Origin of the sequence: Prauserella cavernicola (assembly GCF_016595675.1) — a bacterium.
Classification (GTDB): Bacteria; Actinomycetota; Actinomycetes; order Mycobacteriales; family Pseudonocardiaceae; genus Prauserella_A; species Prauserella_A cavernicola.
The window spans coordinates 74,641-86,017 of the sequence record NZ_JAENJH010000014.1 but is presented as its reverse complement, the minus strand read 5'-3'; the positions used below and the strand labels follow the sequence as shown (position 1 = coordinate 86,017).

Sequence of the window (11,377 nt, the reverse complement as noted above, 5' to 3'; positions counted from 1 at the left end):
CCAGGTCGGCGCGGCCGGTGACAACGCCGCCATGGAGAGCTTCTTCAGCCTCCTGCAACGCAATGTGCTTGACCGCCGCCGCTGGGACACCCGCGAAGAACTCCGGATCGCGATCGTGACCTGGATCGAACGCACCTACCACCGTCGACGCCGCCAGAACAGGCTCGGACGCTTGACCCCCATCGAACACGAAACCATCATGACCACGCCGGCCCAGCAGGCCGCCTAACCACTGTCACAGTTTCCTTCAGCAGCCCCAATCGGCGGTTTACCGGGTGGGATCTTCGTGATCCCCAACACTGAATCTCGCAACTGTCACAGGTTGGGTTTTTGGGGCTTCCCGTCTTGAGGGAAGATGGTCGTCATCATGTCGAAGCGTTATCCGCCCGAGGTCCGTGAGAAGGCTGTTCGTCTGGTCTTGGAACGGCTGGATGAGTTTGAGTCCTCATATGCTGCGGCGAGGGCGATCCCCGGCAGCGGCTTGCAGTCCGGCGATGAGCAGCGTGCGAGGCCGCCCGGCGGCTGAGCATGACGAGTTGCAGAAGTTGCGCTAAGAGATTCGGGACTTCGTTGCGGGCTGCGACGGCACTGCCCTCGTCGCACTCGCCGGCCTACCTCGGCCCTGCCCGTCCCGCGACGGTTCGGGCATCATGGGAGTCCATGAAGTATGTGTTCCTGATCTGCGACGACGAGACGACGTCGCCGTCCATGGAGGAGATAAGGACGGACCCGGCGTTCCAGGCGTACGACACGGAGGTGGACCGGCGGGGAGGCAGCTTCGGCGGCGCGCGGCTGCGGCCGGTGGCGGCCGCGACGACAGTCCGCGTCCGGGACGGCGAGACGATGGTGTCCGACGGCCCGTTCGCGGAGACGAAGGACTTCGTCGGCGGTATCGACATTGTCGAGTGTGCTGATCTCGACGACGCGCTCGCGCTCGCGGCGTTACACCCCTACGCGAGCCGGGGTTGTATCGAGGTCCGCCCGGTATGGGAGTGACCGCGCCGGAGACGGTTCGTGCCGCGGTCGACGCGGCGTACCGGGACGAGTGGGGCCAGGTGGTCGCCACGCTGATCGGGCTGACCGGGAACTGGGACGTGGCTGAGGACTGCGCGCAGGAGGCGTTCGCCGCCGCGTTGGCGACGTGGACGCGCGACGGAGTTCCGTCCCGTCCAGGTGCGTGGCTCACGACCGCGGCTCGTCACCGGGCGATCGACCAGCTGCGGCGGGACACGACGGGCGCGGCGAAGGTGCGGCAGCTCGCTGTGCTGGAGCGGGTGCCGAACGAGCCCGAGTCGGAGGAGATTCCGGACGAGCGGCTGCGGCTGATCTTCACGTGCTGTCATCCCGCGCTGCCGTTCCAGGCCCGCGTCGCCCTCACGTTGCGCACGCTGGCGGGATTGAGCACGGGTGAGATCGCCAAGGCGTTCCTGACCGCCGAGCCGACGATGGCGCAACGCCTGGTGCGTGCCAAGCGCAAGATCGTCGAGGCAGGGATCCCGTATCGGGTCCCACCTGCGGAGCTCCTGCCGCGGCGGCTGACCGCTGTCCTCGCGGTGCTGTACCTGATCTTCAACGAGGGCTACGACGAGCAGGACGGGCGAAGGGCGCTGGCCGCCGAGGGGATTCACCTCGCACGGACGCTCGCCCGGCTGATGCCCGGCGAGCCCGAGGTGCGCGGCCTACTGGCGTTGATGTTGCTGCTGGAAGCCCGTCGCGCGAGTCGCACCGTCGACGGCGTCCTGGTCACGCTGGAAGACCAGGACCGGTCCCGGTGGGATCACGCGCTGATCGCCGAAGGTGTCGCGACACTCGACGAAGCGCTGGCCATGCGGCGCTTCGGGCCGTACCAGGTGCAGGCTGCGATAGCCGCCTGTCACGCCACCGCTCCGGACGCGGATGCTACCGACTGGCCCCAGATCGCGGCACTTTACGCCGAGCTCGCGCGGCTGGCGCCGTCTCCCGTCGTGGACCTCAGTCGCGCCGTGGCGATAGCGATGGCCGAGGGCATCTCCGTGGGGCTCGCGCTCGTCGACGAGCTCGCCGAGTCCGGCCGACTCGACGGCTACTACCTCCTGCCCGCCACCCGGGCCGACCTTCTGCGCAGGGAAGGCCGCCTCACCGAGGCAGCCACGGCCTACGAGGAAGCGCTGGAACTGGCGCCGACCGACCCCGAGCGTCGTTACCTGAAGGCACGTCTTTGTAGCCTCTGACCAGCGTCTTCACGTCTGTCGTAGATTTTCTCCAGTTTCTTCGGCGCCGATGTCGATCCTGGGCGTTCTCCTTCGTCGGTGGGCAAAGCCGCCAAACGGAGAGAAGTGAGAACCCATGTCGAACACCGAGTACCTGACCGCCACCATGACCGTCGACCGGACGCCGGAGGAGGTCTTCGAGGCCATCACCAACGTGCGTGGGTGGTGGAGCGAGAACCTCATCGGCCATTCGACCGCACTGCACGATGAGTTCGTATTCACCGACGACTTCGAATACGCCGGCGAGACCGCCCGAGCCAAGACTGGCATCCGTTTCGCCCGGTTTCAGCTCACCGAGGTCGTGCCAGGCAGTCGGATGGTCTGGCACTGCGTGGACTCCCTGCTGACCTTCGTCGACGACCCCGACGAGTGGACTGGCACCACCGTCGTCTTCGACATCGGTGTCACGGATCAGGGCACGAGGGTGCATTTCACACATGAGGGTCTCACCTCGGCCGAATCCGCCTGTTTCGAAGCGTGCTCGGCCGGCTGGACTTTCTATATCTCCAAGAGCCTGCCTCAGCTGATCACCACCGGCGTCGGCCAGCCCATGCCGAGCTACCACCGCTGATCCGCCGCAGGTCGACGGGAAAGCCCAACCAGGAATCTCGTGAACACCGTCGCGCGCCGGAAAGCGACGCGCGTCCACGCGCCGTCCGAACCGGAGCGCGTGCGGGAACACCTGGCGTCACCGCACATCCTCGCCGAGGGGCTGCACCTGCGCCGCGGTAAGGGGCTCGCGCGGTTCACCGTGGTCTCGTGCGACTACGTCCCCGGCAACGGCGGTGTCACCTGCCGCGCGCTGGTGTTGTGGGCGCTCGAGGCGCTGCTCCGGTCGTTGTCGGCGATGGTGTGGTGAACATCAGGCCGTGCGCGACCGCGGCAGACGGTGACCGCCAGCATGCACGTAATGAGATCGCAGGCCGCAGGATCACGCGGACGGATGGTTCTGGAACTCGGTAACCGGGCCTGGTGGGGGCTTGCCCGGGGGTACGCGAGATGATGACGGGATGCGAGACGTTGCTGTCAGTACTGACTCCATCCGACTCGGTCAGTTCTTGAAGCTCGCCGGCGTTGTCGACGTCGGTTCCGATGTCCGGTCACTGTTGGGAGACGGTCGCGTCCGGGTCAATGGCGGGGCCGAGGACCGCCGGGGAACGCAGCTTGTGCGCGGCGACATCGTCACCGTAGACGACACCGAGCTTCGCGTCGGGTGACTCGACAAGTTCATGATCCAGCTCCTCGACGACCTTCCGGAGCAGAGGCGGATCGATGGGGGAACGGTCATGGATTGGTGTCATCCTCGATGCGAAAGAATCCACGATGTAGTGATCAGCTGGGCTTCGATCTTCATGAAGGTTGCCGTTCGTGCCCACGTCCTACCCTGTAACGATCACCGCAGCCCAAGTACTGGCGCGCGTTAGCCGGACGGTCGGTGGCACGCTTGGCGCCGTGTTGAACGTGCGGATGAACGAGGTGGCGGTCAGGGCGCTGGGGCATGCGGGGCTGCGGGACGCTGAGCCGCCTGCGAAGTTGGCTCCCGGACTGCGGGAGATCCTGGCCGATGGACTCGCTTGCCGTCGCGATGTCCTGGTGTTCGGTGCTTACTCGGGCTGGGCGGGTGAGCCGCCGGGCAGTCAGGGGGATCTGACCGGGTGGGAATGCTTCGTGAGCAGCCTCCATCTGGACGACTTGGTTCCCGTGGAGATCGGTTCCCTGGACGATGGGGAGCCCGTGATCGACGAGGAGAACCAGGTCGTGTTGTTGCGGCACGGCCTGGGGTTCGCGCTGGAGGTCGCCCGGCTGGCCGGGGAGATGTCGATGGCGGTGCGGTGCATCGTGGCCACCAACAGCACGAACGGGACATTCCGGTTCCATCGCGCTCGGGCAGGCGAGTCGTGGCTCGGCGCTGACCTGGACGTCAACTCGAGGGAAAAGCTGATCGTTGTGGACAGCGGGCCTGCCAGCCTGGGCGGGACACCGTGGTGACGGCCGCGGCGCGCTGTAGATGACATCCGATACAGGCGCTCTTCGGGGGCTTGCCGAGACCGACAGTTCGCAGGTAACGAACGTAATCATCGCGAGTCCGGCCCCGGCCACCAGCAGCGGGTGCTGATGGTGGGAGTAGGCCACTGACAAGTCCTTAGCACGGTGGATCTCGTCGCGGCTGATACCGATGGCCTGCTGAACCGTCCGTCCCGCCTTGACCCGCCAGGACGCCCGTCGTCTTTCTTGCCCGCTCCGAGCAGGCGGCGTACAGCCACCTGGATCGGCCGGATCTTGTATTCGCCCGTGCGCTGCCGTCGGCCACGAGCCCGGCCTCCGTCGCGGCTACAGACGAAGAGCGGCATGGTGGTGAAAGGTCGACGCGGGTTGAGCGCTTCCCCACGAGTGTTGCCCACCGAAACCCGCAAAATGGGGATAGGCGGCTGCGGCTCTGGGGCCGCCGGTTGGGGACGGAGCATCGGAAACGCTGCCGTCCCCACCGTCGGCGCGTGCTCAGCCCCAGATCTCCTCGGCCAACGTGATGTTGACAGCCGAACGCCACCCGGTCTCCGGGTCACTGCCCCACTTCTCCCGCCACCCGGCCGCGTGCTCGAGGATCGTTGGGTCGCCGAAGTGGAGCGCGCCGTCGGCGTGAAAGGCGTCGAGATCGTCGACGAACACGAGATCGAAGTGTTTGAACCACTCCTCGCCGCGGGCGTTGCGCTTGACGACGTAGTTGGCGTAGTTCTGGATTCCGGGATTCTGCCGGAAGATCGGATAGTCGACGGTGCGGGTGTACTCCGCGTACTCCTCCAGCGGGACGCCGGGCTTGACGTTGTACGTGATCAGGGCGAGCTTGCGAGCCATCATGACCTCCTGCGGTCGGGGTTGGGTTCCTACAGTGCGCGGCCGATTGCGTGGCCTTCGAACATGGCTTCGAGCAGCGAACGTGGCGCGACCGCGTCGCCGATGACGTGGACGGTGGGGACCGTGCCGTCGAGGTGTTCGGCCAGTACGTGCTCGGTCTCGGGGATGGCGAGCGCGACGACGTCCGTGACTCCGTCCACTGTGGTCGCCTGGCCGGTCAGCCCGGACGTGACGGTCGCACCGCCGTGGGCGAAACCGGCCGTCGCCGACGTCCACAACCGGACGCCGAGCGATCGCAGCCGTTCCACGATCGTCATCCGGCTGTACCACCCGATGTCCCACAGCGGGGTTCCCGCGGCGGCGACCACGTGGACCTCGGCGCCGCCCCGCGCGGCGGTCTCGGCGACCGAGGCCGCCGTCCAGCTCCCGTCGTCGTCGAGGACCACCAGCGTGCGGCCGGTCCAGGTCCGGCCGTCGAGCGCCTCGGCGGCGGTGAGCGTGCGGCCCCAGCCCGCGACGGCGGACGGGCGATCGAGCGCCCCGGTGGCGACGACGACCGCGTCCGGCCGCTCGGCCAGCACGGTGGCCGCACCCACCACCCGGCCGGTGCGCACGTCCACGCCGAGTTCGGTGAGCCGGTGCTCGGCGTAGCGCCGCAGGCGGTCGAGCTCTCCGCGCCCGCTGCCGCGGCGTGCGGTACCGAGCCGGCCGCCGAGCTCGCCCGACCGCTCCCACAGCTGCACGTCGTGACCGCGCTCGGCCGCCACCCGTGCGGCCTCGAGTCCGGCGGGCCCGGCGCCGACGACCACGACACGTCGGGGCACCTCGGCCGCGGGCGGCTCCACCGGCCACTCCGCCTCCCTCCCGACCGTCGGGTTCATCATGCACGTGATCGCCCGGTGCCCCGCCACCTCGCCGATGCAGAAGTTGTGCGCGACGCACGGGCGGATGTCGTGCTCCCTGCCCGCCAGCGCCTTCCGCACCAGGTGCGGGTCCGCCAGATGGGCACGGGTCATGGCGATGGCGGTGAGCCGCCCGTCGGCCAGTGCGTGGTCGGCGTCGGCCAGGTCCACGAACCGGCACGCGGTGAGCACCGGGACCGAGTCGCACGCGTCGGCGATGGCGTAGGCCAGCGGCAGGTAGGGCGCATGCCCCTCGTTCATGTCCGCCACGTGGTGGCCGATCGAGGGCACGGTGTAGGACGCGACGGACACGTTCAGGAAGGCGATCGGCCGCGTCGTGTCGAGCAGTCGCGCGAGCCTCGTGCCCGCCGCGAGATCCTGACCGCCCTCGACGAGCTCGTCGGCGCTCATCCGCACTCCGACGGCGACGCGGTCGCCCACCGCGTCGAGCACCGAGTCCAGCACCTCGAGCGGGAAGCGCAGCCGATTCTCCTCGCTGCCGCCGTAGGCGTCGCAGCGGTCGTTCGACAGCGGGGAGATGAACTGGTGCAGCAGGTGTCCGTGTCCGAAGTGGATCTCGATCCCCTGGAAGCCGGCGTCGGCCGCCAGTCGTGCACCGTCCACATAGGCGTTCCGGACCTCGGACATCTCCCGCCGGTTCACGGCGTGCGGAACGGCGCCGGCGGCGTGGAACCTCCGGTTCGTCGGTCCCCACGACGCGGTGCGCTCGAAGACGTTCTCGCTGTGCCTGCCCGCGTGCGTGAGCTGGGTGAAGATCGCCGATCCGGCGTCGCGCACCGCGGTGACGAGCCGTTCCAGCATCGGCAGGCTGTCGCGTGAGGTGCCCAGACCGCCCGCCCTGCCGAGACTCGTCCGGTGCACCCGCAGCGGTTCGGTGACGATCAGACCGACTCCGCCTCGCGCCCGCTCGGCGTGATAGGCGACATGTCGTTCGGTGGGCAGGAAATGCTCACCGAAGTTCGTCGTGTGCGCCGAGACGAACACCCGGTTGCGCAGGGGCACCCCGCCGATCTCGGTGGGCCGGAAGACGTGCGGGTAGGCGGTGCCGGTCATGGGCGCTCGGGCCGTTCGTCGCGGTGCTGGGCGCGCCGGGCGGCCGTGCGCACCGCACGCAGGATCGTCGTGTAGCCGGTGCAGCGGCAGAGGTTGCCGTCGATCGTTCGCGTGATGTCCTCCTCGGCGGGGTCGGGGTCCTCGTCGAGCAGTTCACGGGTGGCCAGCAGCATGCCCGGAAGGCAATAGCCGCACTGGAACCCGTTCTCCTTCCAGAACGCCTCCTGGACGGGGTCGAGCCCAGCGGGCGACGCGAGTCCTTCGATGGTGCGGATCTCCGAGCCGTCGGCGGTGACCGCGAGCACCGAGCAGGATTTCGCCGTCCGCCCGTCGAGGGTCACCGTGCACGCGCCGCAGTCCCCGGTGAGACAGCCGACATTGGTGCCGGTCAGGCCGATGCGTTCGCGGATGACGTAGACGAGCAGGTCCCGGGGGTCGACGGTCACCTCGTGCTTGTCGCCGTTGACCGTCAGTCGGATCGGTTGCATCGCCTACCGCCTCTCGTCGTCTCCGCGCAGCGCCGCGACCGACCGTGCGGCGATCGTGCCCGCGATGCGCCTGCGGTAGGTGCCCTCCGCCAGCTCGTCGGTCCAGGTCCCGACCGAGTCCAGTTCGGACTCGACGCGTTCGCGGATGTGGGCCAGCCATTCCGGGTCCGCGGGGTCGGCGGGTTCGGTGAGCATCACGGCGACGGGCACGCGCCCGGCACCGCCGACCGCCACGCGGAGCCCACCTCCGGACTCGGCGACCGCGGTCGCCGTGACGATGGGCCAGCTGCCCACGGAGAGCTTGAACTTCACGTAGCCGAAAGACGCGGCCCCGGGGTCCGGGAGCGTGATCTCGATCAGGGCTTCGTCGTCGCGTCGCACCGTCGCGAAAGGACCCGTGTAGAAGTCGGACGCGGGCACCTCGCGGACGCCGTCGGGCGAGAGCAGGCGCATCCGCGCGCGCAGTGCGAGCAGCGCGGCCGGAACGTCGGACGAGGGGTTGGCGAACGCCGCCGAACCGCCGACCGTCCCGCGATTGCGGATCTGAGGTCCGCCGGTCACCCCGGCGGCCAGCCGCCGCAGCAACGGCACGGGCGCAGGGGCCGTGGTGAGCAGGTCGCGGTAGGTCGTCATCGCTCCGACGACGACCTCCCCGTCGGCCCGGCGCAGCCCCGAGAGTCCGGTGCGGGCCAGGTCGACCACCGTGTCCGGCTGCGCGGTGCCGTGCGAGATGTCCGGCACCAGCATGGTGCCGCCGCCGAGCACACTGACCGCTCCCCGGGCGGTCCCGAGCGCGTCGGCGAGGCCGTCCAGGTCCTCGGGCGCGCGGTAGTCGAAGGTCGTGCGGGTCGCGGACGGCGTCTTCATCGCGTGGCCTCCTCGATGAGGTCGAGTACGACCGGAGGGGTCAGCGGGAGCGACCGGACGCACGCGCCCACCGGCGCCAGCGCATCCTCCACGGCGTTCGCGACCGCGGCCTGTGCCCCGCCGACACCGGCCTCGCCCGCGCCCTTGTTGCCGTGCATCGTGAAGGGACTGGGCGTCACCTGGTGTTCGAGCCGGAACTCGGGGACGTCTCCGGCGCGGGGCAGCAGATAGGATTTGAACCGGTCGGAGACGAGCCTGCCGCCGGCGTCGAAGACGAGCTGTTCGGTCAGGGCACTGCCGATCCCCATCGTGATGGCGCCCCATGCCTGCCCCTCGACCAGGTCCGGATTGATCATCGTGCCGCAGTCGTGCGCCATCGCGTAGTCGACGACGTCGACCTTGCCCGTCTCGGCGTCCACCTCGACGACGGCGATGTGCAGACAGCTCGAGTAGGTGGGGTACGGCTGGATCCGGCCGAGCTCGTCGGGACGGTGGTCGATGTTGCCCGGCTTGTAGGCGCGCGTCGACTCCAGCACCGGCTCGACCTCGGCCGCCGCGGCGAAGGCGCGGGTCAGCACGGCGTGCGCGACCTCGGGCACCGGGACCGCACAGTCCGGTTCGGACACCGAGCGCACCGTTCCGTCGACCACCTCGCAGGCCTCCGGGTCCCGTTCGAGCAGGCGGGCGCCGACCGTCCGCAGGGTCGCGCGCACGTCGCGCGCGGCCAGTGCCGCGGAACCCCCGCCGACCACCATGCTGCGCCCGCTGAAGTTGCCGAAACCGGTGGGACAGCGGTCCGTGTCGCCCTGCACCACGTCGATCCACTCCACCGGAACGCCCAGTTCGGCGCCGACGATCTGGGCGATACCGGTGTCGTTGCCGCCCCCGGGTGAGGTCACCCCGGTCAGCACGGTCACCCGGCCCGTGAGGCTCATCCGCACGGTCGTCGTGTCGAAGCCGGAGACGAACGTTCCGGGGCTGTCCGAGGACTCGGGCGTGAGTTCGAACGCGATCCCGACGCCCAGCGGGCGGCCCTGCTCGCGGCGGCGCCGCTGGAGCTCGCGCACAGCGGGATAGTCGATGGCGGCCTGCGCCTTGTCCAGCAGTCCGGCGAAGTCGCCGCTGTCGATGTTGAGTCCGGTGGCGGTGCGGTAGGGGAACTCGCCCGCGCGGATGAAGTTCCGCCTCCGGACCTCACCCGGGTCGAGCGCGAGCCGGCGCGCGACGAGGTCGACCGCGCGTTCCATGACGAAGTGCGCCGCGTCCTTGCCGAACCCGCGCGCGGCACTGAGCGGCGGCTTGTTGGTGGCGACGAGGCGGAGCTCGACGCGGCAGTCGGGGACGCGGTATCCGGACGGGAACGTACTGGCCGACATGTTGCACATGGCCCAGCCCGCTTGCGCGGTCATGGCTCCGGCGTCGGCGACGATGCGGTTGACCAGTCCGGTGATCGTGCCGTCGGCCTTCGCGCCCACGCGGATGCGGTGGATCTGCTCCCTGGCGCCCGACATGAGCGATTCCCGCCGGTCCTCGATCCACTTCACCGGCCGCCTGCTGAGCATGCTGAGCAGGCACACCAGGGTTTCCTCCGGCAGCCCCTGCATCTTCAGGCCGAAACTGCCGCCGATCTTCGCCGTGACGACCCTGATCGCGCTCTCTGCCAGCCCGAGGCTGGCCGAGAGCATGTACCGCAGCTGGTGCGGGTTCTGGCAGGAGCCGTGCACGGTGAGCGCCTCGTCCGTGGCGTCCCAGGACGCCACGTACCCGCGGGGTTCCACCGGCGCGGTCGTGGAGCGGGCGATGCGGAACTCGCCGCTCACGACGACGTCGGCACCGTGCAATGCCTCCTCGGCATCGCCAGCCCCGTAGGTCTTGGCGAAGACGACGTTGTCCTGCCAGTCCGGATACACCCGCGGAGAGTCAGGGAGCAGAGCCGTGTCCGCGTCGAGAACGTGCGGCAGCGAGTCGTACTCCACCCGCACCGCCGCGGCGGCCGACTGCGCCTCGACACGGCTGCGCGCGACCACGGCGGCGACCGGCTGGCCGACGTAGGTGACCAGTTCCGGCTCCAGACAGCGGATGTCGACCTCCCGGCCGCCGCGGGTCGCGGGGCTGATGAAGTACGGGATCGGCCCCGCGTGCCGGGCGGCCTGCTCACCGGTCAGCACGAGCACGACACCGGGGGCGGTCTCGGCGCCGGAGACGTCGACCGAGCGGATCCGGCCGTGCGCGACGGTACTGCGTACGACGGCCGCGTAGTGCAGGCCGTGCGGGCGGTAGTCGTCGACGTAGCGGGCCCGGCCGGTGAGCAGCGCGGCGCCGTCCCGTCTGCGGGTGGAGGCGCCGATCCCGGCAGCGGGCGTGGACGCCGTCATGCCGGCATCTCCACGTGCAGTCTGCGCTCGGTGCGAAACACCGGATTGCGCTTGTCGACGTCGAACAGGTGGACCTCGCCGTTCTCGTCCACGCTCGCCTGCAGGCCCTTGGTCACCTCGGGCTGGCTGGTGAGCAGGAACTTCTGCCCGTCCCGGGTCGGGAACGGCGGCTCGTGCCAGGTGCCTCGATGGATGTTGAGCACCACGTCGCCGGGCACGTGGAACGCGTGCACGCTGTCGAAAGCGGGGAAACCGCTCTCCAGCGGCGCGTCCGGCGCCGCGACTACGATCACGTACGGAACGCCGCCGAGCGGGATGAAGGTCTGCGTCATGCCGGTGTGCCGTTCCAGGTAACGGATGTCGCCGCCGCGGTACCCGACGCGGAAGTAGATGAACTCGGGGGTCTCGTCCGACTGCAGCACGACGGGACCGAGCACGGCGTTCTTCCCGCCGTAGAGGTTGATCGGCAGCCGAGGGGTCTCGTCGGCGGAGATCACGTCGCCGAACGGTGCGAACCCTTCCGCGGTCACGGGTCGGGGGACGATCGTGTGCACGGTGTCCTGGGGCAC

Annotated in this window: 13 protein-coding genes; 7 read left to right on the top strand and 6 right to left on the bottom strand. The window is 69.4% G+C overall.

Annotated elements, in window-relative coordinates:
* From JHE00_RS33135 to JHE00_RS33105, 7 genes are all read left to right on the top strand, one after another.
* Positions 1 to 229, top strand: a 229-nt coding sequence (locus JHE00_RS33135) for an integrase core domain-containing protein (protein ID WP_200325911.1), incomplete at its 5' end; no start/stop codon positions are given.
* A 431-nt stretch (positions 230 to 660) separates the two neighbouring features.
* Positions 661 to 996 carry a YciI family protein gene (locus JHE00_RS33130; RefSeq protein ID WP_200325909.1) on the top strand — a complete coding sequence of 112 codons (336 nt, stop codon included), beginning with the start codon at positions 661 to 663 and terminating at the stop codon, positions 994 to 996.
* Positions 987 to 2,210, top strand: a complete 1,224-nt coding sequence (locus tag JHE00_RS33125; protein WP_200325907.1) for an RNA polymerase sigma factor — start codon at positions 987 to 989, stop codon at positions 2,208 to 2,210. The genes JHE00_RS33130 and JHE00_RS33125 overlap by 10 nt, the downstream gene beginning before the upstream one ends.
* Before the next feature lie 115 nt (positions 2,211 to 2,325).
* On the top strand, positions 2,326 to 2,820 hold the full coding sequence (locus JHE00_RS33120; protein WP_200325905.1) for an SRPBCC family protein: 495 nt from the start codon (positions 2,326 to 2,328) through the stop codon (positions 2,818 to 2,820).
* Between the two features lie 39 nt (positions 2,821 to 2,859).
* Positions 2,860 to 3,108, top strand: a complete 249-nt coding sequence (locus tag JHE00_RS33115; protein ID WP_200325903.1) for a hypothetical protein — start codon at positions 2,860 to 2,862, stop codon at positions 3,106 to 3,108.
* A gap of 151 nt (positions 3,109 to 3,259) precedes the next feature.
* Positions 3,260 to 3,466, top strand: coding sequence for an RNA-binding S4 domain-containing protein (locus JHE00_RS33110; RefSeq protein WP_200325901.1), 207 nt, complete (start codon positions 3,260 to 3,262; stop codon positions 3,464 to 3,466).
* A gap of 151 nt (positions 3,467 to 3,617) precedes the next feature.
* The gene (locus tag JHE00_RS33105) at positions 3,618 to 4,238 is read left to right on the top strand and encodes a PM0498 family protein (protein WP_307832217.1); all 621 of its coding nucleotides are present in this window, start codon (positions 3,618 to 3,620) and stop codon (positions 4,236 to 4,238) included.
* Positions 4,239 to 4,748: 510 nt separating this feature from the next.
* On the opposite strand, the gene JHE00_RS33100 is transcribed toward JHE00_RS33105, so the two are convergent.
* From JHE00_RS33100 to JHE00_RS36000, 6 genes are read right to left on the bottom strand one after another with little or no spacing between them, the layout of a single operon-like run.
* Positions 4,749 to 5,105, bottom strand: coding sequence for a RedY/HapK family protein (locus JHE00_RS33100; protein WP_200325899.1), 357 nt, complete (start codon positions 5,103 to 5,105; stop codon positions 4,749 to 4,751).
* 26 nt (positions 5,106 to 5,131) lie between these two features.
* A complete protein-coding gene (locus JHE00_RS33095) occupies positions 5,132 to 7,078 on the bottom strand; it encodes an oxidoreductase (RefSeq protein ID WP_200325898.1) in 1,947 nt (648 codons plus the stop codon).
* On the bottom strand, positions 7,075 to 7,566 hold the full coding sequence (locus tag JHE00_RS33090) for a (2Fe-2S)-binding protein (protein WP_200325896.1): 492 nt from the start codon (positions 7,564 to 7,566) through the stop codon (positions 7,075 to 7,077). The genes JHE00_RS33095 and JHE00_RS33090 overlap by 4 nt, the downstream gene beginning before the upstream one ends.
* 3 nt (positions 7,567 to 7,569) lie before the next feature.
* A complete protein-coding gene (locus tag JHE00_RS33085; RefSeq protein WP_200325894.1) occupies positions 7,570 to 8,433 on the bottom strand; it encodes an FAD binding domain-containing protein in 864 nt (287 codons plus the stop codon).
* Positions 8,430 to 10,808 (bottom strand): xanthine dehydrogenase family protein molybdopterin-binding subunit, encoded by a 2,379-nt coding sequence (locus JHE00_RS33080; RefSeq protein WP_200325892.1) that lies wholly within the window; start codon positions 10,806 to 10,808, stop codon positions 8,430 to 8,432. Before JHE00_RS33080 ends, JHE00_RS33085 begins: the two co-directional genes overlap by 4 nt.
* Positions 10,805 to 11,377, bottom strand: a complete 573-nt coding sequence (locus JHE00_RS36000) for an ureidoglycolate lyase (protein WP_200325890.1) — start codon at positions 11,375 to 11,377, stop codon at positions 10,805 to 10,807. The genes JHE00_RS33080 and JHE00_RS36000 overlap by 4 nt, the downstream gene beginning before the upstream one ends.